Annotated in this window: 21 protein-coding genes, 1 tRNA gene and 2 pseudogenes; 12 read left to right on the top strand and 12 right to left on the bottom strand. The window is 44.9% G+C overall.

The features are described 5' to 3' along the window. Positions 1-64: 64 nt before the first annotated feature. Positions 65-694: pseudogene (locus SVI_RS09530) on the top strand (YchE family NAAT transporter). Positions 695-786: 92 nt separating this feature from the next. Here SVI_RS09530 and SVI_RS09535 read toward each other — a convergent pair. The 9 genes and pseudogenes from SVI_RS09535 to SVI_RS09575 form a co-directional block, all read right to left on the bottom strand. Beyond that, positions 787-2121 carry an anti-phage deoxyguanosine triphosphatase gene (locus SVI_RS09535; protein ID WP_013051303.1) on the bottom strand — a complete coding sequence of 445 codons (1335 nt, stop codon included), beginning with the start codon at positions 2119-2121 and terminating at the stop codon, positions 787-789. 47 nt (positions 2122-2168) lie between these two features. Next, positions 2169-2756, bottom strand: coding sequence for a 5'-deoxynucleotidase (yfbR, locus tag SVI_RS09540; RefSeq protein ID WP_013051304.1), 588 nt, complete (start codon positions 2754-2756; stop codon positions 2169-2171). 118 nt (positions 2757-2874) lie between these two features. Then, positions 2875-4089, bottom strand: coding sequence for a pyridoxal phosphate-dependent aminotransferase (locus SVI_RS09545; protein ID WP_013051305.1), 1215 nt, complete (start codon positions 4087-4089; stop codon positions 2875-2877). Positions 4090-4486: 397 nt separating this feature from the next. Beyond that, positions 4487-5050 (bottom strand): elongation factor P, encoded by a 564-nt coding sequence (locus tag SVI_RS09550; RefSeq protein WP_013051306.1) that lies wholly within the window; start codon positions 5048-5050, stop codon positions 4487-4489. A gap of 47 nt (positions 5051-5097) precedes the next feature. Next, positions 5098-6269: pseudogene (gene earP / locus SVI_RS09555) on the bottom strand (elongation factor P maturation arginine rhamnosyltransferase EarP). 323 nt (positions 6270-6592) lie between these two features. Continuing rightward, positions 6593-7123: a flavodoxin FldA gene (gene fldA / locus SVI_RS09560; protein WP_013051309.1), complete on the bottom strand. Its 531-nt coding sequence runs from the start codon at positions 7121-7123 to the stop codon at positions 6593-6595. A gap of 49 nt (positions 7124-7172) precedes the next feature. Further along, the gene (gene ybfE, locus SVI_RS09565; RefSeq protein WP_013051310.1) at positions 7173-7445 is read right to left on the bottom strand and encodes a LexA regulated protein; all 273 of its coding nucleotides are present in this window, start codon (positions 7443-7445) and stop codon (positions 7173-7175) included. A 10-nt stretch (positions 7446-7455) separates the two neighbouring features. Further along, positions 7456-7671: a DUF2788 domain-containing protein gene (locus SVI_RS09570; protein ID WP_013051311.1), complete on the bottom strand. Its 216-nt coding sequence runs from the start codon at positions 7669-7671 to the stop codon at positions 7456-7458. A gap of 82 nt (positions 7672-7753) precedes the next feature. Further along, positions 7754-8536: an alpha/beta fold hydrolase gene (locus SVI_RS09575; protein ID WP_041420297.1), complete on the bottom strand. Its 783-nt coding sequence runs from the start codon at positions 8534-8536 to the stop codon at positions 7754-7756. A 288-nt stretch (positions 8537-8824) separates the two neighbouring features. Here SVI_RS09575 and seqA point away from each other — a divergent pair, with 288 nt between their 5' ends. Together seqA and pgm are read left to right on the top strand one after the other, a co-directional pair. Beyond that, positions 8825-9379 (top strand): replication initiation negative regulator SeqA, encoded by a 555-nt coding sequence (seqA, locus tag SVI_RS09580; protein ID WP_013051313.1) that lies wholly within the window; start codon positions 8825-8827, stop codon positions 9377-9379. A gap of 103 nt (positions 9380-9482) precedes the next feature. After that, the gene (gene pgm / locus SVI_RS09585; protein WP_013051314.1) at positions 9483-11147 is read left to right on the top strand and encodes a phosphoglucomutase (alpha-D-glucose-1,6-bisphosphate-dependent); all 1665 of its coding nucleotides are present in this window, start codon (positions 9483-9485) and stop codon (positions 11145-11147) included. Between the two features lie 65 nt (positions 11148-11212). Here pgm and msrA read toward each other — a convergent pair whose 3' ends face one another. Further along, a complete protein-coding gene (gene msrA / locus SVI_RS09590; protein WP_013051315.1) occupies positions 11213-11692 on the bottom strand; it encodes a peptide-methionine (S)-S-oxide reductase MsrA in 480 nt (159 codons plus the stop codon). Positions 11693-12028: 336 nt separating this feature from the next. Here msrA and astE point away from each other — a divergent pair, with 336 nt between their 5' ends. The 8 genes from astE to SVI_RS21085 all read left to right on the top strand — a co-directional run bounded on the left by astE (position 12029) and on the right by SVI_RS21085 (position 22021). Then, positions 12029-13063, top strand: coding sequence for a succinylglutamate desuccinylase (gene astE / locus SVI_RS09595; RefSeq protein WP_013051317.1), 1035 nt, complete (start codon positions 12029-12031; stop codon positions 13061-13063). Between the two features lie 196 nt (positions 13064-13259). After that, entirely contained in the window at positions 13260-14438 is a 1179-nt protein-coding gene (locus SVI_RS09600; protein WP_041419845.1) for a thiamine pyrophosphate-dependent dehydrogenase E1 component subunit alpha, read from the top strand. Between the two features lie 3 nt (positions 14439-14441). Beyond that, the gene (locus SVI_RS09605) at positions 14442-15419 is read left to right on the top strand and encodes an alpha-ketoacid dehydrogenase subunit beta (RefSeq protein WP_013051319.1); all 978 of its coding nucleotides are present in this window, start codon (positions 14442-14444) and stop codon (positions 15417-15419) included. 9 nt (positions 15420-15428) lie between these two features. Then, positions 15429-17036 (top strand): dihydrolipoyllysine-residue acetyltransferase, encoded by a 1608-nt coding sequence (locus tag SVI_RS09610; protein WP_013051320.1) that lies wholly within the window; start codon positions 15429-15431, stop codon positions 17034-17036. Between the two features lie 135 nt (positions 17037-17171). Next, positions 17172-18239, top strand: coding sequence for a quinolinate synthase NadA (gene nadA, locus SVI_RS09615; protein ID WP_013051321.1), 1068 nt, complete (start codon positions 17172-17174; stop codon positions 18237-18239). A gap of 180 nt (positions 18240-18419) precedes the next feature. Then, positions 18420-20414: a methyl-accepting chemotaxis protein gene (locus SVI_RS09620; RefSeq protein WP_013051322.1), complete on the top strand. Its 1995-nt coding sequence runs from the start codon at positions 18420-18422 to the stop codon at positions 20412-20414. Positions 20415-20643: 229 nt separating this feature from the next. Beyond that, a complete protein-coding gene (locus tag SVI_RS09625; protein WP_013051323.1) occupies positions 20644-21453 on the top strand; it encodes a RecX family transcriptional regulator in 810 nt (269 codons plus the stop codon). A gap of 214 nt (positions 21454-21667) precedes the next feature. Continuing rightward, on the top strand, positions 21668-22021 hold the full coding sequence (locus SVI_RS21085) for a YkgJ family cysteine cluster protein (RefSeq protein ID WP_013051324.1): 354 nt from the start codon (positions 21668-21670) through the stop codon (positions 22019-22021). A gap of 295 nt (positions 22022-22316) precedes the next feature. Here SVI_RS21085 and SVI_RS09630 read toward each other — a convergent pair. Further along, positions 22317-22407: transfer RNA gene (locus SVI_RS09630), tRNA-Ser, on the bottom strand. A 351-nt stretch (positions 22408-22758) separates the two neighbouring features. After that, positions 22759-24216 (bottom strand): cardiolipin synthase, encoded by a 1458-nt coding sequence (gene cls / locus SVI_RS09635; RefSeq protein ID WP_013051325.1) that lies wholly within the window; start codon positions 24214-24216, stop codon positions 22759-22761. A gap of 221 nt (positions 24217-24437) precedes the next feature. Between cls and SVI_RS09640 the strand changes: the two genes are divergently transcribed. Further along, positions 24438-25298: an endonuclease/exonuclease/phosphatase family protein gene (locus SVI_RS09640; RefSeq protein ID WP_041419846.1), complete on the top strand. Its 861-nt coding sequence runs from the start codon at positions 24438-24440 to the stop codon at positions 25296-25298. Positions 25299-25314: the final 16 nt, after the last annotated feature.

The raw sequence follows: 25314 nt of genomic DNA on the forward strand, positions 1-25314 counted from the left end.
AAGGCGATAACCAGTTCGTTAGCGCCATCTATTTTCAGTTAGCATTTCACTCGAGGATACGTCATTGGATTTAACTCTTTATGTTAAGTTTTTTTTAGGTTTGGTGGCCATCATCAACCCTGTGGGTCTATTACCTGTGTTTGTGACTTTAACGAGTCACCAAAATGACATTGAACGTAATCATACTGGAAAGGTGGCCAACTTTGCCGTTGTGGTTATTTTACTGGTTACTATATTTGCCGGTCAGCATATTCTGAATATGTTCAGTATTTCGCTTTCGGCATTTAGGATCGCCGGTGGTTCATTGATTTCTATCATTGCCATGTCAATGCTCCAGGGTAAATTGGGTGAAGTTAAACGTAACAAGGAGGAGGACCGGGAATCCTCTGGCATGGAATCTGTTGCCGTAGTACCTCTGGCATTACCCTTGATGGCAGGTCCAGGTGCCATCAGCTCTGTGATTGTCTCGGCGGCTGAAAACACACCTTTATAATCATGTCGGTATGTCTATCACTGTCATAATATTCGGCTTTACCAGTTTTATGCTGTTTAGGGGCGCGCCTGTGATCTATTAAGTCTTGGGAAGACAGGCATTAATGTGATTACCCCGTTGATGGGTCTCTTGATGCTCTCTATTGGTATCGAAGTGATAGCTGCTGGGCTTAAAGGCCTTTTTCCCAATGTACTGAATTAGCCTGGCATTGAACTTGAATATTCATTTACTGAGCGCAATGGGCTGACTTTAGCCCATTGCAAATAATAGAGGAGATGTTGAGGATATTAAATCTAGAGTTCCCGATTAAACTCTATCATGGAGCCAGCATTGGGGCTAAACAGTTGTTGGTGCAATCTAGCTGCAAATTCATCTGTCATGCCAGAGATATAATCAGCTATGACTCTGTGACTGTTCAATCCCTCGTCGCGGCTATCACGCCATCTTTCCTGAGTATTGATTGGCAATAACCGCTCAGGATCAGATTCGAAGGCCTCGAATAACTCCATCACAATCTGTTGTCCCTTGTATTCAAGCATCTGTATTTCGGGTTTTCTGATCACATATTTAAACACAAACTGCTTCAATATTTCCAATGCTTCCGAGAAGCTCTCATCTAAGCCAGCATTATAACGCAGTAAGTTTTCTTCAAAATCGGTATTGAGTCTAATATCGATGGCAGTGACGAAACCATTGACTAAGGTCCCTATGGCATCTTTTCTCAGGTGATGCTTACTGGAAAATAGTTTATTGCCAATCGAACCAAATTCAGCTCGAATCCAAGTGTCTTCACTGCAAGCGAGTTTACTGCCCACATCCTCTTGCCATTGCTCCTGGTTGACTATTCCCATGACAATTGCATCTTCGAGATCGTGCACCGCATAGGCGATATCATCGGCTAGCTCCATGACAGAGCAGTCTAATGATTTATAGCGCGTACGCTTGTGTTGTTGACCATGGATATCTTGGTGTGAGAGAAACTTCTGCCTGTCATTGTCAGATAGAGGAGACAAAACCCAATCTAATATTTCGATATCATCGTCGAATATACCTTTGACTGGCGGCCACTCAGAGGGTTTGAGTTGGCGAATGTTGTTGACTGGCTGGCTAGATGAAGTTTGATGAAGACTCGAGTATGGGGCTGGGTACTTTAAGATCCCCAATAAGCTTCTGCGGCACAGGTTCATGCCATAAAATTCTGTGTAAGGCTCTAGTCTCGATAGGATCCTGAATGTTTGGCCATTTCCCTCGAATCCCCCGTGATCTCGCATCATGTAATTAAGCGCAACCTCTCCACCATGGCCATAGGGCGGATGGCCTATATCATGGGCCAAGCACAAGGATTCAATTAAACTCATGGAGTCAAACAAGTGGTCTAATTGGGGCTGCTTCTGTTTGAGTTGAGCACGTATGCCTGTGCCAATCTGTGACACTTCCAAAGAATGAGTCAGTCGAGTGCGATAGAAATCATTCATGCCAACACCCAAGACTTGGGTCTTAGCTTGCAGGCGTCTAAATGCTGCCGAATGTAAGATCCTTGCTCTGTCTCTCTGATAGGGACTGCGGTGATCATTTCTACGTTTCTTATCTTCTGTTAAACGTCTGGCATGCCATACTGACTCTGTCATAGGGATCCTTAATCTGAGTTAATCTTTGAAGTTATTAGCCTGAGTAATTAGAGTAACTGGTTGATATCGTCTAAATTTAATTTGAAACTCGGGATGAAACAATCGATAAAGTATTGTACGGCGGGATCAGGGTTATCTTTTAGGGATTTCTCGATCCGTTTTTTAGCAGTATTAAACTCATGATTGCCGGCTCTATGCTCTTCTAAGCATTTAAGATAAGCACAAATCGTATCGGCGGATTTGACCAAGGTCTTATATTCAATATCGGCATGCTCGCTGGTGAGTAAGCTGGCATACTCTGATTTAAATTCTTCTGGAACCATCTCCAGTAACCTGTTTTCGGCAATGGCTTCAATTTTTTTGTATTCAGCCTCTATCTCTTTATTGAAGTATTTAACCGGCGTGGGCAGATCCCCTGTGATGATCTCACTGGCATCATGAAAAATGGCAACCGTTGTCGCTCTGTCAGGGGAGAGTGACTTACCAAATTTTTTATTGCCTATGATGGCCAGGCTGTGCGCGACCATGGCTACTTGAAGAGAATGCTCCTGTACGTTTTCACTTCTAATGTTATACATCAAGGGCCAGCGTTGAATTAATTTCATGCGAGCAAGGTGAGCAAAGAGATGACTCATAGGGTGTATTACAACTTATGCTATTACTACATACGCTTACATTAGCACAAGCAGACATTTAGACCAGAAAAAGCAAGCCTAAGCTTGCTGTTTCATTGTTGAGAGATGAGATACTTGCTTATTGACGATAGCCGTCCATAAACTCGCCAAAATCCATTAGCGCCTTTTCGAGATCTTCCTTATGGGGTAAGAAGACGACACGTAAGTGATCGGGCTCGGGCCAGTTGAATGCGGTGCCATGGACCAGTAATATTTTCTTCTCTTTCAATAGATCCAGCACCAGACGTTCATCATCGCGAATATTGAACTTCTTGGCGTCAAGTTTAGGAAAAGCATACATGGCACCCTTGGGACATTTAACGCTGATGCCGGGGATTTGATTGAGCAGGTCGACGCAGAGATCACGCTGCACCTTGAGGCGGCCATCACCCACAAGCAGTTCGTTAATGCTCTGATAGCCTCCAAGTGCCGTTTGAATGGCATGCTGGTTAGGCACATTGGAACAAAGACGCATGGAAGCCAGCATTTCAAGGCCTTCGATATAACTCTTAGCCGCCTTAAGATTACCCGAAAGCATCATCCAACCGACGCGAAAACCAGCCGCTCGGTATGATTTTGACAGACCATTAAAGGTGACGGTCAAGATATCATCAGATAGGCTTGCGGCTGGGATATGCTGAGCCTCATCGTAGAGGATCTTGTCATAGATTTCATCGGCAAACAGGATGAGATCGTGTTGTCTACAGATCTCGACAGCCTCTAACAGTAAGGCTCTGGAATACACTGCACCTGTGGGGTTATTGGGGTTGATCAATACCAGGGCCCGGGTCCTTGGGGTGATCTTAGACTTGATATCTTGCAGATCGGGAAACCAGTCAGCCTCTTCATCACAGCGGTAGTGCCGTGCAGTACCGCCAGATAGATGAACAGCCGCCGTCCAAAGTGGGTAATCCGGAGAGGGGATCAATACTTCATCGCCGGAATTTAACAGGCCTTGCATGGCCATGACAATCAATTCAGATACGCCATTACCAATATAGATATCTTCGATGTCGACACCGAAGATCCCCTGCGACTGATAATGCTGCACAATAGCCTTTCTGGCAGAGAAAAGACCTTTAGACTCACAATAGCCTTGGGCACTAGGCAGATTTAAAATGACATCGCGAACTATCTCTTCCGGGGCTTCGAAACCAAACGGTGCCGGATTACCAATATTAAGCTTTAAAATTCTGTGTCCTTCATCTTCGAGTCGCCTGGCTTCCTTGTGTACCGGGCCTCTGATGTCATAACAGACTGTATCTAGCTTGTTCGATTTGATTATTGGTCGCACTCTCTAACCCCTAAATTTCCCAAAAACACTTCTTGGTGTTCCGTGTATGCGAATAATGCATAAAGTCATTGGACAATAACGAATTACTAGAGCCTTGAGAAGTGATTTAAATCTCATCTTGGAAAATAACCAATAAAAAACCTTTAGTCATAATAACTAAATGTTAACATCACCACGAACCCTGTCGGAGTTATATCCTGTTAATGAGTCATATGTTGGTGTTTGTAACTTTTTGGTGGTTTGGGGTTTGAGCTTACTCAAGTGGGGAATTAAGAAGCCATATTTAGGTTACAAAAAAGCCAGTGAATAATTCACTGGCTTTAATAATGTCACACTAATGGTTATAGGCGCTCATATATCCTCTGTATATAAGGACAGAGGGCGCCGCAAGTAACGCTTATACGCGCTTCTTGAACTCATGAGTACGAGTATCAATTTCAATCATATCGCCAGTTTTGACGAAGTCGGCAACGGTCAAGGTGAATTCAGTGCCAACCAATGTCGCTGGCTTCATGACCTTGCCAGAAGTATCGCCGCGAGCCGAAGGCTCTGTGTAACCGACTTCACGGGCCACTGTAGTAGGAAGTTCAACCGAGATGGCCTTACCTTCGTAGAAAGTCACTTGAACGATATCTTCCATGCCATCGACAATATAGTTAAGTGCATCGCCTACATTTTCGGTTTCTACATCGTATGGATTAAAATCTTCATCCATAAATACATACATAGGGTCGGCGTAATAAGAATAGGTACAACTTAAACGCTCAAGGATGATGTCTTCTAACTTGTCTTCGGCTTTAAATGCGGTTTCAGTGGCTGAACCCGTCAGTAGATTTCTAAGCTTCATCTTCACAACAGCAGCTGAACGGCCAGAGTTGTGAGTTTCAGACTTGAGAATGACCATAGGGTCTTTGCCTACCATGATCACATTACCGACTCGCATTTCATGAGCTGTTTTCATTTATTTAATTCCTAATATTCACAGACAATTTGTTTCAGCGCAGAATATTAGCCTTTTTTGACAAATTGCACTAGTCGAGTTGCTAAATCTGCGTAATTTAATGCCAACATTGGCCATTTAACGGCGTGTTTATCCATCAAAGTGTGGCCTTGCTGTAACTTTTTCCACATTTGCACTGTGGTCTCGCCGTCTTCCTGGTTGAAGGCTAGATTGAGCTTTGACCATACTTGCCCTGTGTCAGAGTCCAGTGAGTCAATATACAGGGAAGTAAATGCCGATAATTTATCTAAATGTGCATCGTCTTCTTGACCATATATGTGCCAAATGAATGGCTTCGCGGCCCATTGGGCTCGAATAAAAGAGTCTTCACCGCGGACAATATTAAAGTCACAGCTCCAGAGTAAGCGATCGTAAGCGCGCTGATCTGTCATGGGTAAGATATGTATGCTTAGGGAATCTAACGTCAGTGAATCTCCTGGCACTAGGCTGAGATCATCAGGAAACAGGCTCCTGATGCTATTTAGGCTACGACCCATTGGGATAAGAGCATGAACTCGACTTTTACCTTGTCGCCAGGATTGGCAAAGACCTAGCAGTGCAGCACTCTCATAGCTAAAGATGCTGACGAGTGTGTCTTCACTGCTTACACCTTCAATATTTAAGTCTTTAAGCAAGCGAGCCCGGTTAGCAGGGTCCCGTTGCCACTGGTCTCTATCTTGGAATAAACCTTGCTCACAAAGCAGACCACCACTGTTTGGTGTGAAGCCTGGAAAATAAAAATGCTTACTGATCCCGTTGGATTGCAAAGAGGGCAAGCCATGGCAGCTTTCTATCCAGTCCTCGGCGCTCAAGTATTCCAGATTAAGCCATCTTGGTGGCTTGTGGATATCGGCTAACTGTTCCAGTACAGATACTGGCAAGTGCAGGCAAAGGCTTCGATGAGTACGTCACCCGCTTGCCACTGCTCGGGTAAAGGCTGGCGCCAATGATATATCCTGACGCCCATGACTTCTTGCCGGGGAAGGCTGACATCGAGTCCTGGCAGAATATGGGCGAAACTCTTAAGATCGTCGACCCAGAGTCTGACGTCGATACCGAAATCATGTACCAGTTGTTTGGCTAAGCGCCAGGTTACTCCTATGTCACCATAGTTATCTATGACGGTACAGAAGATGTCCCAGTGCCCGGAAGGGCCGGAAGAGGAGAGCGGCTTAGTCATTATGTACTCATTTACTTGGCTGATATGGGTGGCTATGAGTAGTGTTACATGAAAGCAGGATCATAGTCGGTGAGATAGTCAGTTTTAATGTTTATCTATCACTAGACACAAGGTCAGTTTTTACACGTCCCTGTAAAACTGACATAAGTGTTCCTGACACAAAGTCAGTTTTTAATGACCTCCATGGATGGAGGAAATGTCGTAATAATGTCAGGAACATTAACGACCGTCCTTGTACTCTTTATAAAAGAAGGACATAAGTGTTCCTGACACAAAAAAGCGGCGCTATTTCTAGTCGCCGCTTTTTTTAGAACGATGGAGAATTAATCTTCTAATTCAGCCAGACACATCTCTTCGTAGATCTGCTTGACCCAAGCATCGACTCGCTCTTCGGTCAGTTCTGGTTGTCTATCTTCATCGATCCCCAGACCGACGAAATGCTTCTCGTCTTCTGTTAAACCTTTAGACGCTTCGAAATCATAACCTTTGATTGGCCAGTGACCTATGACGATACCGCCACGGCCTTCGACAATCTCATTGACCATGCCCATAGCATCGAGGAAGTACTCGGCGTAATCTTCCTGATCGCCACAACCAAAGATTGCAACGAGTTTATCTTCGAAGTTGACTTGTTCTAAATCTGGGAAAAAATCATCCCAATCACACTGAGCTTCACCGTAATACCAGGTAGGAATACCAAACATCAGAAGATCAAATTCTTGAATCTGCTCCTTGGTACTCTTGGCGATGTCTTTGACATCGACCATTTTTTTACCCAGTTTTTTCTGGATCATCTTGGCGATGGCTTCAGTGTTACCTGTATCGCTACCGAAAAAAAGACCTACAGTTGCCATTGTCTATCCTTTATCTATTTCGCTGTATGTTGATCGTTAACAAGAGCAGTCAGAGGTTGACTTGCTTTTGCAATATTAATTCGATTAATTGGCTGCGGCTGATATTACTGGCCATAGCTTTCTCATTCAAGGCGTCGTATAAATCTTGTGACACCTTTAACTCTATTCGTTTTAAACCGTTCGCTCGGTCACGTTGGATCTGATTACGCTTATTGATTTTAAGCTGCTGATCTCTAGGCAGTGGATTACTACGTGGACGACCGCGTCGTTTTTCTGTGGCGAACAGATCGATAGTGGTTCTATCTGATGTTTCTTTTGCCATTGATTCAATCTTACCCTACACCTTCCCAAAACACCTGTATCATTCCTTTTGCAATAAATCCGGCACAGCCGAGAAATAACACTGACCACACAATATAGCGGCCAAATTTGGGAACTTTACCTTGTTTCAGCACATCATGAATGGCCATGCCGATAAAGAAAAAAATCGCTGCAAAAAATAGGTCTAACCCTATTGCTTCAATCTGTACCATGTATTGAGACAACATAAATCAATTCTTCAGGCCAAAAAGAGGCGCGAATATACCATAGTTGAGCAGCACCTGCCATATGGATAGTGCCTTAAACGCATTATTTACTGTCGTGTTTATTCAGGAAATCAGCCACTATTCGGTTGAACATGGCGGGTTTTTGAGCATGCAGCCAATGACCTGTACCCTCGATGGTTTTAGCCTGAACCCGAGGGAACTGACTTATGATGGCTTGTCTATGTTCTGCTGTGACATAGTCTGAGTCGCCGCCACGTATAAATAGGGTCGGCTTTTTATATTGCAAAAAACCTTGGGTCTCGATGTCATTATGCCAAGCGATCAAGTCCTTATAGCAAGATTTTAGTCCTGCAAGATTCATTTTCCAGCTAAATCCTTGATCGGTGCGGGAGAGATTTTTTAATAAAAACTGAGCAGTGCCTTCATCTAAACCTGCCGCTAAAAGTTGTTTTAGGGCATCTGAGCGGCTGTTTAAGCTGGCAAGATTGATATTCTCAAGACCTGCAAAAACATTATCATGTCGCTGCTGATAACTCACAGGGGCAATATCCGCAGCAATCAGGCTAGTCACACGGTCTGGATTAGCGAGCGCCGTCGCCATGGCTATCTTGCCGCCCATGGAGTGGCCAAGGATATGGGCGCGTTCTAATTGCAGATTGTCCATAAGTTCGATAACGGCTTGTGCCAGCAGGGGGTAATCCATTTTTTGCCAATGGGGACTGAGTCCGTGATTGGGCACATCGATACGCACTACCTGATGCGTCTCTTCCAGGCTCTTGGAGAGGCCTTTTAAATTATCAAGATTACCAAAAAGGCCATGAATTAAGATCACAGCTGAACCTTGGCCTGAAGAGATATGATGCATGCTTGAACCTATAGATGAGTTGATGAGTGCAGATTGTGGCTGCAAACGGAATATTTTGACCATCATACTCGGATATCTCACCCGTGCTTGCCGTCTTTTTGAGCAAACTCGTCATCTTTTTAGGATCTAATGAAGATCTCTGGCATTTTTAGTCTTTTGGCACTTTATTATAAGCCTCGAGTTGGCATACACTTGCAACTGACATTTGAACCTTGATTCAAACAAGAAATATAAAATGTTCAATGCGGGCGCAAAATTAACTAATTTCACTTAAGGAAGATTAAGGTCATGAAATATATCGAGGTCGATGAAGATCTATATCGCCATATTGCCGGTAAGACAGAGCGTATTGGTGAGAGTGCTTCAGATATCCTGCGCCGCTTGCTTGGGTTAGATGTAGAGTCAGTTAATCATGACACACCCGAAACCATCAGCCATCCCTCAATGGAATCGGTTCCAGTTAAGCCTCAAGTCAAAGCTAAAACGAGTCTTAAGACGAAAGCGAATAAAGATTTTTCTCAGTGCATAGACACAGAGGAACTGGCGGCTCAGAAAGGGGCCGTGGGTCGGTTCCTGTTTATATTAGAGGCTGTATATCGCGCCGCGCCAGAGCAGTTCTCCCAGGTGTTAAAGATACAAGGCCGCGATAGGCTCTATTTTGCGACTTCAAAAGCATCACTGCTTAAGGCCAGTAAGTCTGCCAATCCCAAAGAGATTGGCCAGAGTGGTTTTTGGGTGACCACCAATAACAATACTGCTAAGAAGCGTAACATTCTAACCGAAGTCTTGCAGCAGTACGGCACGGTGGAAGCACAAATTGAGACGATTACCAATAATCTGTAGCCTAATAGCATAAATGTAATAGGCTGTTAGTAAGCTGAAATCATCTGAGTATGAATTCAGCTTTTTTTTACTCATTATTAATCAATATAATAAGGATATGAGATTGAGCATTCATGAGCGAGCAGGGCAAGTTGCACAGCAACAAGACTTAGTGAATATTCCCAAGTTGATGAGCCATTATTTCTGCATCCAGCCAGACATTCAACTGGATGAGCAGAAAGTCAGTTTCGGCACATCCGGTCACCGTGGTAGCTCACTGAAAGGCAGTTTCAATCAAGCTCATATATTGGCCATCACCCAAGCTGTTGTCGATTATCGCAATGGAGCCGAAATAAGTGGCCCCTTATATCTGGGTATCGATACTCATGCCTTGTCACAAGCCGCATTTGTCACTGCTATCGAGGTTTTGGTGGCGAATTTGGTCGATGTCATCATACATAAAGATGATGGTTTTACCCCGACGCCTGTGGTGTCTCACTCGATCCTTCAAGCCAATAAACTGCTAGACGCACATCAGCCTGCATTAGCCGACGGTCTTATCATTACGCCTTCACACAATCCACCACAGGATGGTGGCATCAAGTATAACCCGCCACATGGTGGCCCGGCAGAAGGCGAGATCACTAAGTGGATCGAGCAAAAGGCGAATCAGTATCTTGCCCAAAAGTTGGTGGGAGTTAAACGTCTCGATTATGCAGTGGCCATCACGTCGCCGTTAGTGAAAGAAGCTGATTTGATCGCACCCTATGTAGATGATTTAGATTCTGTTATCGATATGAAGGCCATCTCTAAGGCGGGCATACGCATAGGCGTTGATCCACTGGGCGGCTCAGGCATTCACTATTGGGCTAAGATTGCCAAGCGTTACGACTTAGACATAAGTCTGGTTAATACCCGTATCGATCCCAGTTTCAGTTTCATGCCGCTGGATAAAGACGGCAAGATCCGCATGGATTGTTCTTCACCCTATGCCATGGCTGGCTTGTTAAAGCAGCAAGATAATTTCGATCTCTGTGTCGGCAATGACCCAGACTATGACAGGCACGGCATCGTTTGTCCCGGTTCAGGTTTGATGAACCCGAATCACTTCTTAGCCGTGGCTATCGATTATCTGGTGACCCACAGACCCGATTGGTCTGATAGCTTAATCATAGGTAAAACCTTAGTCTCTAGTGCCATGATAGATAAAGTCTGCGCCCAGCATGGTAAGACGCTGTGTGAGGTGCCTGTTGGATTTAAATGGTTCGTCGATGGTCTCGCCGATGCAAGTTTTGCCTTCGGGGGAGAGGAGAGTGCCGGTGCTGCATTCTTGAGACGCGATGGCACTACCTGGTGTACCGATAAAGATGGCTTTATTCTCGCACTATTGGCGGCTGAAATTCTAGCGGTAACAGGGCTGACACCGGCCCAACGATATCAAGAACTTGTGACGCTACACGGAGAGGGGTTTTATAAGAGAGTCGACAGTCCGGTGCAAGCAGACAAGAAGGTCAAGTTTGCTCAGGTGTTGAAGAGTGAGGTTAATACCCAGACCTTAGGCACTGAGGTTCTGGCCGGTGAGTCGATATTGGCTGTGCTGACCAAGGCCCCCGGAAATCAGGCAGACATAGGTGGCATCAAGGTCATCACCGAGAATGCCTGGTTCGCGGCTCGTCCATCGGGTACCGAAGCCTTATTTAAGATCTATGGCGAAAGCTTTATTAGCCCAGCTCATCTGCAACAGGTCATCGATGAGGCACAAGCCATGATCGATACTCTCTTAGCGTAAAATATGGGTTTAATAGACGAGTCACCAGAACCTAAGCTTTAAGCTCGAGTTTCTGGAGACTCCTATTAGAAAGAGATATGACAGCTAGGGAGATTATTCTTCTCCAGATAGTGCTGGTGATACTCTTCGGCGCGATTAAATTCGAGTACAGGGGCTATTTCTGTCACTATCTGTTTTTTTCCCCACTTGCCACTAAGGGCCAGAGCTTGTTTAGACTGCTCTGCTAGTGTTTTTTGCAGATTGTCGTGGAAAAAAATGGCGCTGCGATATTGAGAGCCTATGTCTGCCCCTTGTCTGTTGAGTGTGGTTGGGTTGTGGTTTTGCCAAAACACCTGGAGTAAGTCCTGAAAAGAGACTAAAGCGTCATCGTATTCCACCTGAACGACTTCGGCGTGACCGGTTTTGCCACTTTTAACTTGGGTGTAGCTGTTAGCCGCGTTATCGCCACCCATATAGCCACAAGTCGTCTGCTTAACGCCTGCCAACTGATTAAAGAAGAACTCAACGCCCCAAAAACACCCAGCTCCAAATGTCGCTACTGCCATACAATACCTCTAATTAAGTCGATGTAGATTAACCCTGTTTACGTTTGCAGAGCCATTAGATACCAGCAATACATTCAGACCTGTAGACTGAGTTCATTCGAAATGAACGTCTGGATGGCTAGACGTCTACATCTTGTGCTTTATCGCTATCTTTTGCAACAAGATAAAAAACATTTTGGTAAAGATATTATTTGATGCCTCGATAAATAGCTGAGGTATGGGTTAAGTGTTATTATTCTAAGCAATAGATTTTTCGAAATAAAATTAAAGCTTCTTCCATGAAATCACGCCGTTTCCAATTGCGATTTACTTGTAAGAACAATTAAGGGGAATTTTGTGCTACAGGCGCTAATAGAGTCACAAGACTTTTTAAAATTTACGTTAGACAACCCACATCACATAGATGAAAGCGGTACATTTTCTTTAGGCGAACACACACAAGTAGAAGTGTGGGATACCGGGGTTATCGTATTTGAGCCTAAACAAGGTGAGGGGAAAGATATTGTCCTCTCTTGTGCGGTACATGGTAACGAAACTGCCCCCATCGAGCTCTGCAATGACTTGATAAAAGACCTGCTCCAGCAAAAGATAATCACCAAGCACAGGGTCTTATTCCTATTTGGCAATCCGCCGGCAATCATCAATGGCACTCGCTTCATCGAAGAAAACCTAAATCGTTTATTCAATGGTGCACACTCTGTGGGCGAAGGTCTGAGTAATCCTGAGCGGATCCGTGCGAAAAAACTCGAATTCTATGTCGATAAGTTCTTCTCGGCCTCGAGTGCAACAGAGCAAAGAATTCATTATGATTTGCATACGGCTATTCGTGGCTCAAAACATGAAAAGTTCGCCATCTATCCATACCGTCCCGGTCGCCAGTATAGCGCCCAGCAGATCATGTATCTCGAAGCCTGCGGTATCGATACTGTCTTGTTCCATCATGAACCGACTACCACCTTCAGCTATTTTTCATCTAAGCACTATGAAGCCGATGCGTTTACCATAGAGTTAGGTAAGGTCTTGCCCTTTGGCCAGAATGATATGACACGTTTTATCGCATTAAGAGAGATGTTGAATCGCTTGATCACCAATCAAGATCTAGAGCTGGATGAATTTGATGCCGATAAGGTGAATCTGTATCAGGTCTGCCGCGCGATCAATAAAAGCTGCGATGACTTTGAATTTACCTTTGCTAACGATGTCGAAAACTTTACTGCATTCCCTAAAGGCTACATCTTAGCCAAAGAGGGGGGCATGGATATCAAGGTTGAGCATGAAGTCGAGGCCATCGTTTTCCCGAATGCTAAGGTGCCAGTCGGACAGAGAACTGTGTTATGCCTAAAGCCTGCCAGTACAGAGAATATTGCTTAGTGCTGGTGCCATCTCAATGACATGTAAAGCTAAACATACGCCGCGAGGATCGTTAGTTTTTATTCAAGCCTTTAGAACGGTTGATCGCAAGTTTACGTTAACGTAATGTCTTTCCCGCGTATTACAAGAATTGCTGATCCGCTCCATAAGAGCGGCTCAACTCATAACAAAGCACTCAGCTGATAAGAGATATAGTATGAGCAACGCAACAAGCGATAATGAGACTGTCCATAGAGTCAGTTTTCTCGACAGGGAGTCGGTTAACATCCCTATTCTTAAAATATTACAAGCCGACGGTACCGTTTATGATAACGCCGTTATGCCTGTAATTGATGAAGCATTGGCCCATAGAATCTATGATACTTGTGTCTTCACTCGCGTGTTAGATGAGCGTATGTTGGGTGCACAAAGACAGGGGCGTATCAGCTTCTATATGACATGTACCGGTGAAGAAGCCTCTATCATAGGCAGCACGGCTTCCTTAGATGATGGTGATGTTATCTTGGCTCAATACCGTGAGCATGCGGCAATCCGTTATCGTGGATTCACCACTGAGCAATTTATGAACCAATTGTTCAGTAATGAAAAAGATCTCGGTAAGGGCAGGCAGATGCCGATCCATTACGGCAGTGCCGAACTCAATTATCAAACCATCTCTTCTCCCTTAGCCACACAGATCCCGCAGGCAACAGGCGTAGGCTACAGCTTTAAGATGCAAGGTAAGCGTAACATCGCCATCTGTTACTTTGGTGAAGGCGCCGCGTCTGAAGGTGACTTCCATGCCGGTTTAAACATGGCAGCAGTGCTTAAATCACCGACTATTTTCTTCTGTCGAAATAATGGTTATGCCATTTCGACGCCGACAAGTGAGCAGTACTGTGGTAATGGCATAGCCAGCCGCGGGCCAGGTTACGGCATTCACACGATTCGGGTCGATGGTAATGATATGTTGGCGGTACTCGCTGCGACACAGCAGGCTCGCGCTTATGCGGTAGAGAATCATTCTCCCGTGTTAATCGAAGCCATGACATATCGCTTGGGCGCTCACTCATCATCTGACGACCCATCGGGATACCGTTCAAAAGACGAAGAAGCTAAGTGGCAACAGCATGATCCGGTTAAGCGCTTTAAGTTATGGATGATCAATAAGGGCTGGTTGACTGAGAGTCAAGATGCTGAAATGTACGAAAGATATCGTAAAGAGATCCTCGCAGAGTTAAAAGTAGCAGAGAAGCTACCTATGTCTATGCTAGATACCATCATTGAAGATGTCTATGACACACCGCCACCTCGTCTTAAGCAGCAGTTAAAAGATCTTAAGAAACATCTTAAAAAATACCCAGATTCCTATCCAAACAGTAAAGGGAGACTCTAAGTCGTGGCTGAGATTAACATGTTACAAGCCATCAATGATGCGCTATCCATTGCGCTGGAGTCTGATGAAAACTCGATTCTGTTTGGTGAAGATGTAGGACATTTTGGTGGTGTATTTAGAGCGACATCGGGCCTGCAAGATAAATTTGGCCGCGATCGTTGCTTCAATACACCTTTAACCGAGCAAGGCATAGCCGGTTTTGCCAATGGTTTAGCCTCCAACGGCATGGTAGCCATTGCCGAAATTCAGTTTGCCGATTATATCTTTCCCGCCTTCGATCAGATAGTGAATGAAACTGCTAAGTTCAGATATCGAAGTGGTAATGAGTTTAATGTCGGTGGTGTGACTTTCAGGACGCCTTATGGCGGTGGCATCGCTGGCGGACATTACCATTCTCAATCACCAGAAGCTTATTTTACCCATACTGCGGGTCTCAAGGTAGTGGTTCCTCGTAACGCCTATCAGGCCAAGGGCCTGTTGTTGGCGTCTATTCGCGATCCTAACCCGGTGATATTCTTCGAGCCTAAGCGTCTTTATCGCGCCAATATTGCCGAAGTACCCGATGGAGATTATGAGATAGAGCTGGGTAAAGCCGAAGTCGTCAGACAAGGTAGTGACATTACCTTAGTTGCCTGGGGAGCTCAGGTGGAGATCATCGAAAAAGCAGCAGATATGGCGGCTAAGAAAGGGATCTCATGTGAGATTGTTGATCTAAGAACCTTGTCTCCCTGGGATGTTGATACCCTTGCGGCTTCAGTCAAAAAAACAGGACGCTTGCTTATTAACCATGAAGCGCCACTGACTGGCGGATTCGCCGGAGAGATCTCTGCGACGATTCAAGAGGAGTGTTTTTTGCACTTAGAATCGCCTATCGCCCGAGTCTGTGGTCTGGATACGCCTTATCCATTGATCCATGAGAAAGAATATATGCCAGACGCGCTTAAGACATTCGAAGCGATTAAAGCAACGGTCAATTTTTAGGAGTCTGGCATGATTAAAGAATTTATTCTTCCCGATATTGGAGAAGGGATTGTTGAGTGTGAATTGGTCGAATGGTTGGTGAATGAAGGTGATCTTGTCATCGAAGATCAACCGATTGCTGATGTGATGACAGATAAGGCTCTCGTGCAGATCCCCGCACCCCATGGTGGTGTCATCAAAAAACTTCACTATGCTAAAGGGGATATAGCAATCGTACATGCACCACTTTATTCAGTCGATATCAGTGGCACAGAGCAAGATGATGTGAGTGATGAGGCGGGAAAATCATCAGATGAGCCAAACTCCCATCACATCGATGAAGAAATTTCACTGCCAGATGCCGTTAAGCTTGCCAGCAAAGTGCACATAGAAGAATTTCTTCTGCCAGACATAGGCGAAGGCATTGTTGAGTGTGAGCTAGTTGAATGGCTCGTCAATGAAGGCGATATCGTGGCGGAAGACCAGCCCATTGCCGATGTCATGACTGACAAGGCCCTGGTACAAATACCGGCAATTAAAGCGGGTAAAATCGTTAAGCTATATTATCGTAAAGGCCAATTGGCACGAGTCCATGAACCTCTGTTTGCCGTTGAAGTTGAGTCTGAAGAGATTATTGATCTTGCTGTTACTGCGACAGTCGAAGAGTCTGGCGAACAGCCCAATCAAGAAATGAGTGAGCCTGTCCCTCAGGGCAAGGCGCTGGCGAGCCCTGCGGTTCGGCGCATGGCGAGAAGCTTAGATATTGATATTTCAACCGTCAGTGGTTCAGGCAAAAATGGCCGGGTCTATAAAGAAGATATCCAGCGTCATCGGTCAGGCGTAAGCATCTCTTCAAATACAATGGAGTCTGGCTCTTCATCTGTCGACATTTGCTCCACAGTGGCCAAATCGGCTCAGGTACCGGCTCATAGTGAGAACAGGGTAGAGGCTATTCGCGGCGTTCAGGCTGTGATGGCTAAGATGATGACTGAGTCAGTATCGACCATTCCTCATTTTACTTATTGTGAAGAGATTGACTTAACCGAGTTGGTCAAGCTACGTGAGAGTATGAAGAAGAAGTATTCAAATGATGAGCTAAAGCTCACCATGATGCCATTTTTCATGAAGTCACTGTCATTGGCACTCACCGCATTTCCTATTATCAATAGTCGGGTAAATGCCGATTGCACCGAGTTGACCTATCTCTCGCGTCACAACATAGGCATGGCAGTGGACTCTAAAGTGGGTCTATTGGTGCCCAATGTTAAAGATGTGCAGGATAAGTCGATTTTAGACATAGCCACCGAGATCACTCGTCTGACAATTGCGGCTCGTAGTGGTCGTGTGAGCCCAAGCGATCTTAAAGAGGGCACAGTGTCTATTTCCAATATAGGCGCACTTGGCGGCACTGTAGCGACACCTATCATCAATAAACCTGAAGTGGCGATTGTGGCCTTGGGCAGGATGCAGGTTTTACCTAGATTTAACGCCGATGGTGAAGTGGAAGCGCGCAAAATAATGCAGATCAGTTGGTCAGGTGATCATAGAGTCATAGATGGTGGCACCATAGCCAGATTCTGTAATCTGTGGAAGCTTTATCTAGAGCAGCCCCAAGAGATGCTATTAGCCATGAAGTAGCTCACCACATAGGCATCTGGTACGAAGAGAAGGGCGCATAAGCGCTCTTTTTTATGGCTATTGCGCTTTTTTAGTTAATTTTTCAATCATATTTACGTATAATCCCGCGAATAATAAATCCTCCTTGGTTTTAAGATGAGTCAGTCAGCCCCACAAATTGAAGATATTCAATATATTTTTCCGCCTAAACCACTTCCACTAAGCGATCTCGACAAAGCGAGTCATAAGTCGCGTATCAAGCAGTTATTGATTGAGAAAGATGCGGTACTCGTGGCTCATTATTATACCGATCCCGAGATCCAGGCTCTGGCAGAAGAAACTGGTGGCTGTGTCTCAGACTCATTGGAGATGGCCAGATTTGGTCGCGATCACCCGGCTAAGACTCTGATTGTCGCTGGGGTTAAGTTTATGGGGGAGACCTCGAAGATTTTGAGTCCGGAAAAAACGGTACTCATGCCGACTTTGGATGCGACCTGCTCGCTGGATATAGGCTGTCCTATTGAGGCCTTCAGTGAATTCTGTGATGCTCACCCTGATCATACCGTTGTGGTTTATGCCAACACATCAGCCGCCGTTAAAGCCCGTGCAGATTGGGTTGTTACCTCAAGCATTGCCCTTGAAATTGTTGAGCATCTAGATAGCCAAGATAAGAAAATAATTTGGGGGCCCGATCGTCATCTAGGTGGTTACATCGCTAAACAGACTGGCGCTGAGATGTTGATGTGGCAAGGTGACTGTATAGTCCACGATGAGTTTAAGGCTAAGGCGCTGCGGGAGCTTAAGCTGCTGCATCCTACCGCTGCAATACTGGTTCACCCTGAATCACCAGCAAGTGTCGTTGAGCTTGCCGATGCCGTTGGCTCGACCAGTCAGCTTATTAAAGCTGCCCAGCAGATGGATAACGACAAATTCATCGTCGCAACCGATAAAGGCATCTTCTATAAGATGCAACAGGCAGCACCTGACAAAATTCTTATCGAAGCGCCGACTGGCGGAAATGGTGCAACTTGTAGGAGCTGCGCCCACTGCCCTTGGATGGCCATGAATGGTCTGCAGGCGATAGAAGCGTCATTGTTGGCCATTGACACCAGCAAGCATGAGATCTTTGTCGATGATGAGTTACGCCAAGCTGCATTAATCCCCTTAGATAGAATGCTTAATTTCGCTGCGGAATTAAACATGAAGGTAAAAGGAAATGCCTGATGTAAGCTTTTGGTTGGCTTTGGGTGATGAATAAGTTCCCCCCAAGTAACGTATAAGTTTGATCTGTATTAATAAGCCCTCAATTAGAGGGCTTTTTTGTGGGGATTTTCTAAGTCTTTCTGACGATTTGCACTAGACTCTGGCCATATCGCTTCAGTCTGTTGCTCAAGGAGAGCATTTATGAATATTCGATGGATCGAAAACCTTACGATAAAAAATAAACTGCTTATGGTTATCATGCCCCCCATCATGGGGTGCATTGTTTTTGGCTCATCAATTGTCTATAGCCAATTCCAGTTAAGCCAAAGTCTATCTAAGGTGCAGTTGCTCAGCGAGCTGGCGGGTGTAAATAGTTCACTAGTACATGAATTACAAAAAGAGCGCGGCATGAGTGCCGGATTTCTGAGTGCCAAAGGTCAAGCGTTTGCGGCTACACTGCCCAAACAGAGAAAGCTGACCGACAGACAGATCACCACATTTCAATCTTTTATTGCCCAAAACCCTTTACCTAATGCCTTTGACCATCAACTCAGCAGTGTCAATAAGGCCTTAGCAAGTCTTCATGGGCTGAGAAATCGCGTCGACAGCTTATCGGTTCCAGTCTCTGATGAAGTAGAGTTTTATACCGAGCTCAATATGACATTACTCAACATCGTCGATCAAACTGCCCATGAGGGGGCGAGCCAGGAAATTGCCATCAAAGCCGCGTCTTTTAGTGCTTATTTGCAGATGAAGGAAGCTGCTGGACTCGAACGTGCCGTGCTTAGCTCTATGTTTGGACAAGATGAAATCGAGGCCCAGAGCTTTATTAATTTTGTCACCTTAATGGCAAAACAAAACAGCAATCAAGGACGATTCTTGGCATTAGCAGATGCCCAAACGAAACAAAATTATCACCTTTTGCAAAGCTCTAGCGCCTTTGATGATGTTAATACACTCAGGCAAGTCGTGTTAAGCCAAAATGTAGCGGCCATTGCAGCACAAGGTCCAGAGCAATGGTTTACTTTAGCCACTGGGCGTATCGAACTCCTCAGTCAGTTCGAGCAATCACTGGCCTTTGGCTTAACGGCTCAGACTGAAAAGCTGTTATCGGCATCAAATACCTTGATGTATAGCATCATAACTCTGATGTTATTATCTGGCACTTTAGTGTTCGGCATGTCTATCTTACTGGGCAGGTATCTGCATCATAATTTGACCAAGATGCATTCAGTGGTTACTCAAGCACAAACCAGTTTCGACCTTAGCCTACGAGTTAAAGCCGACACTAATGATGAATTGGGTCAACTGGGTAAGGCATTCAACCAGATGATGATGGATTTTGAGCATGTTATTTTAAGAGTCAGAGACAATACCGCGAGTTTATTATCAGCATCCCAGAAGATGGATACCTGTGCGACCTCAATGCAACGTGACGTTGCCATAGGCCATTGCGAGTCTGAGCAGGTGGCCTCTGCGATGACCGAAATGAGTGCCACGGTACAGGAGATAGCCCAGAATGCCGTCAGTGCATCGGAAGCATCCACTGCCGCTAATTTAGATGCCAAAGAAGGGCGACTAGAGGTCAGCAAGAGCGGGGCCAGTATCAAGTTACTCGCGGTAGAAATCGGTGATGCTTCCAATGCTATTCATAAACTGGATAATGACATTGAATCTATCGTGAGTGTATTGAGCGTAATTAGTGGCATTGCAGATCAAACTAACTTACTCGCATTGAATGCCGCCATTGAAGCCGCCAGAGCCGGAGAGATGGGCCGCGGTTTTGCAGTAGTAGCCGATGAGGTGAGAAGCCTGGCACAACGTGCACAAGCTTCCACCGAAGATATCCGCACCATGACGGAACGCCTTGAGTCTGGCGCTAAACTTGCGGTCACTGCGATGGAGAAGGGCAAGGCGCAAGCCGAGCTAAGTGTTATGGAGTCTCGAAAGGCCGGAGAAGAGCTAGACCGCATAGTCACTGAGGTCGAGATTATCGACAGCATGAATGAGCAGATAGCGGCGGCGACTCACGAGCAGTCAACTGTGTCTGAAGAGGTTAATCGTAATGCGCTTAAGATAAGCGAAACTTATCGAAATACCCAAGCCGTTGCCGATGAGCTGAGTCAGCTTAACCAAGCGTTACTCCAAGGTGCTAACAAGATGGCCCAGGAAGTTAGCAAATTCAAATTAAGCTAAACTCAGTGACATAGAGTCAAGCAGCTAATCCACTAGATATTAGCCACTAGATATCGTTATTCGTGACTCATCTGAAACGAAACAAGCCTACTATTCAAGTAGGCTTGTTTGCAGAATATGGCGCATCCTCGCATCCTCGCTCCTGACACTGAGGACCTAGGGCGTACTCAATAATCCAGGGATCTGCTACACTGCTGTAGGTTACTTTTCAATTTAAGATCAATTTGTTATGCAGCGCCCACCACTACGTCAAGCCAAAACCATAGATAACGTTTTTAATAGTGCTTATTGGCACCTTGGTCAGCAAGATTTTACCATTAATGAAATTCGCACCAAGCTTGAGCGTAAAACAGAAAACCAAGAGTGGATTGAGACCGTACTGGCCAAACTCATAGAAAATGGTTATTTAAAAAATGACTATGACTTTGCGGTGCGCTATTGCGAGGTGGCCTTTAGTAATGAACTGGGTGCCGGCGCTATAAGACGTAAGTTACAAAGGCGCGGCGTACCGGTTACAGAGATAGATACTGCCATAGAGCAAGTCATGGACGACAAAGATGTCGATGCCTTTAAGATGGCCACATCTAGACTGCTAAGCAGATTTGTTAACTTCTATGGCACCAACAAAGAAAAAGTCTATGCCCAGATGACCACAAAAGGTTTTTCTCGCGTAGAAATTGATCACGCGTTATCACAACACCCAGAACGTGAAACACTGCGCAGTAAATTAGCCGTCAAAGCAGATAAAGCCGATTTAGCCACCGAAATAATCAAATTGTTTAATAAAGGTAAAGGCGAAACTCTCATCCTGCAGGAGCTAAAACAGCGACTGATTGATGTGAGTGACTTTGAAGAGACCTTGTACCAATTAACCCTAACAGATGATGTGGATTTTTATCAAAGCTGTAAAAATCAGCTGGCTAAAAAGCGCTATAACTTAGCGGACTATAAAGAAAAATCGAAAGCCTATGCGTATTTATCCCGTAAAGGCTTTGGCAGTGATGAAATAAAAGAGGCAATGAATCCGGAAGATGACTAGAAGATGGCAAGGGGCTTATAACTTTTACCTTCACCCTTATCTATCGCTTCGAGATACTGGACTTTCTTGAATTTAAACAGAGTCTGTATGTTATTGATAACAATGGCTGGCATGTTTTATCTAAGGGTAAGTGTAAATATTGAGGCACAGTCAACTTTTAATGGATTAGGTATAGGGCTATAATGGTCGCGAACTATACAAAAGTTAGGTATTGATGAACAATAACAGAGAGATAATCGCGTATCTTCGCGAACGTATTCCGACCTTCGAATGTGTGCCAGGTTGTCACGATTGCTGTGGACCGGTAACCACTTCCTCGGAAGAGATGTCGCGCCTGCCAGTAAAAACAGATGCTGAACACGATGCCGCGTTAGATGAGTATAACTGTGTACACCTGGGGCCTAATGGTTGCAATGTGTACGAAGAACGTCCCTTGATCTGCCGAGTGTTTGGCACCACACCCAATATGCCTTGCCCAAATAGTTGTCGACCAAAAGAAATGATTGACTCGAAAACGGAACGTCAGATCCATCACTTCATCAGAAACACACGACAAGTGTTAGTGTAACTGAGCCCTAAGCTGATTTGACTCAAGTCGATTGAAGCCAAGCTAATAGAAGATTATCAAAACGATTTTTTACACTCGGCGTTGTCACTTGCCGAGTGTTTCTCGTTTTGAAGCGTCAAACTCTGGGATGGTCAAGATAGTCATGACCAAATGAATGTTTAGTCATGTATTGAGGATGGTTTTCTACTTTTAGTTTAAGTAATGGCGGTATGTAGGAGTCAATCTAGTGTGTAATGATCCCAAATTGATGCCAAACAAAAAAGCAGCCAATAGGCTGCTTTTTTGTTATAGAATATGGCGGTGAGTTAGGGGTTCGAACCCTAGATGGGCTATAAACCCATACACACTTTCCAGGCGTGCGCCTTCAGCCACTCAGCCAACTCACCAAATTCCGTTATGTTTAAAGTGTTTAACGCCACCAATATCGTTAAAAGATTCATCAAGCTGGCTTAATTGCTTTCTCCTTTAACGGAGCCCGTACTTTACGCAATACAGGTTTAATGGTCAAGGGATAAAAGTGTACTTTCAAGTGTTTGCACGTTTGCTAAGCAATTTGACTGCAATTGGCTCAAGTTTTATGAGAAAAACTGAGTCATTGAGCCATTTAGCCTACAGATGGTGGCTGAGCCAGTGTCATTTTATGATGAGGAGATTGTTTCGCAGTAACACAAAATCGTGACGCTAAAATAGCGTCACTTTAAATGTGCTAGGAATATGAATGCTGGTGTACAGGGTAATTAAAGCAGCGGGCTGAATAGATAGAAAAATTGTTCAGTCACGCGTTTATGAACCGGTCTTTTCCGCCAGAGCGAGTAATCGACTAAGGTGGAGTTATCCATATATTCCTGCTGCAATTGGGTCAAGTCTTGAGTAAATGAGAGGTCATCGACGGCCAAGGTTAACTCGAAATTCAACCAAAGGCTGCGCATATCGAGATTGACGCTACCAATTAAACTGAATGCTTCGTCTATTACTACAGATTTAGTATGCAAGAGACCACCCTTAAATCTGTGGATATTAACTCCGGCCTGCAACAGTTCAGCGAAGAAGGACCGGCTTGCCCACTCAACCATGAGTGAGTCATTCTTGTCGGGAATGATAATATTGACACATAAGCCTCTGTGGGCGGCAGCAATCAGTGCCACCTGTAAGTTCTCACTGGGTACAAAGTAGGGGGTAGTAATAACTACCTTTCGCTCAGCCTGATAAAGACTCTGTAACAGGACTTCATGGATGATCTCTTCGGGCATACCGGGACCTGAGGGAATGACCTGCACAGTGTCCAGTTGCTCTGGGGCTGGATGAGATTGACAAATAGGCTTTTCTGGTAGGAAACGTTGATCTGTTTCTACTTCCCAGTCCCAGGATTGGATGGCGTTTAACAGAGGGACACAGGTCCCTGTGACGCGGATCATCACATCTATCCATTCGCCTACACCTGAATTAGCTTTAAAACAACTGGGGTCTACTAAATTCATTGAGCCTGTGTAGCCAATGACGTTATCTATGATGACGATTTTTCTGTGCATTCTCAGGTCCATTCGGCGAAATAAGATCCTGAGCGGACTGACCTTGAGTGCTCTGGCGATTGAGATGCCTGAAGCTTGCATTTTTTCGGGCCACTCACTTCGAAAAAATTGATGGCTCCCAGCCGCGTCGAGTAAGAGTCTTATTGTTATGCCTCTTTGAGCCGCTTGTATCAAGGCTTGAGCCACCGAATCTGCCATGCCTCCAGGGTGCCAGATATAGAATTCAAGATGTATAGATAGTGTGGCTTTATCAATATCCTCAATCATAGAGGTCAAGATCTGCTCGGGAGATGCCAGTAACTGTAAATCATTATCGGCAAGTGGCGGGATCCCGAGCCGTTTTTTACATAAGCGACCAATCGACTGGGCATGGTGACTCTGAATTCCGGTGTGATATTGTTGAGTTTCAAATAGATGAGCAAACCATTCACCATAGGGCTTATACATTTTTTGGGCCCTGACAGCCCGGGTACGACCGATATTTTGCTCTCCTATGAGTAAGTAAGCGACTATTCCAACCACAGGAATGACATATATGACCATCATCCAGGCAAAAGATACGCCGATGGAACGACGTCTTATTACGATCCTTGCCGTCACTGCTGCAATAATTATCCAGTAAACGAGCACGCTGATGAGAGCGAGTATCTGGTACAAATGATCCATGGAGTTTATTGCCTTTAAATAACGTCCCTTCTATATTTTCAAGGGGAATGCCAACATTTTGCATTAAATAAGCATAAAGATCAGTCTTTTTAGCGAATGGTGTTTGAGACTAAGATCTTGATCCTTGTACTGTATTGGCATTTTGTCTGCATAGCGGATGTTTAGCTATGGTGTCTTATGGTATAAACTGCGGACTTATTCTTATATTTAGTTCTCAAAGTATGAAACTCACTTCTTTGACCCGTTCAGTTTTTTTGTTCATATTATTTATTCTTATTTCAATAATGCTCTCTATGGCGTTATTGGTAACCAATGAGCCGCGAATTTTGACTGATTTAGACACACCATCCTTCGATACTCGATGTGTCCTAGGTGTTGAAAATACAGGTGCATACTTAGATAACAAGGGGTTATTGAGCGTATCCACATGGAATATATATAAACAGAAAAAGGATAATTGGGATAAACAGCTGGCACGCTTAAATCAAGGGAGTCAATTGGTCCTACTGCAAGAGGCTGGCCTGAGCCCTGAGCTTAGTCAGTATATTCGAGATACTGGACTTAAGGTTTCCATGGCGAAGGCATTCACGCTGTGGAATACTGCATATGGGGTGATGAATCTTGCTCGTATCCAGGCAAAATCTGCATGCGCATTTACCGAGACTGAGCCCCTTATCCGTTTTGCCAAGTCTGGGATAGTCGCACATTACCCACTTTCTACCGGCGAGGACCTCTTGGTCGTGAATCTACATGGCATTAATTTTGAGTGGGATCTCACGCATTTTTCTAAGCAATTTGAGGCAATAGCCCTAGAGCTTGATAAGCATCATGGGCCGATCATTTTAGCGGGTGATTTGAATACCTGGCGTGCTGAGAGACTCAATTTTGTCGCGGCTTTAGCGAGTAAACATCACTTGAGCGAAATCAGCTATCGAGTCGATAAACGTCGACGTGTATTTGGCTTGCCCTTAGATCATCTCTACTATCGTGGATTAACATTCCAGAGCGCCGAGTCATTAGCCACAGATAGCTCAGATCATAACCCCATCACGGCTCACTTCATGGTCAAGGAATTACCTTGAGTAGACATAGGATAAG

Source organism: Shewanella violacea DSS12 (assembly GCF_000091325.1).
In the GTDB taxonomy this organism is placed as follows: domain Bacteria; phylum Pseudomonadota; class Gammaproteobacteria; order Enterobacterales; family Shewanellaceae; genus Shewanella; species Shewanella violacea.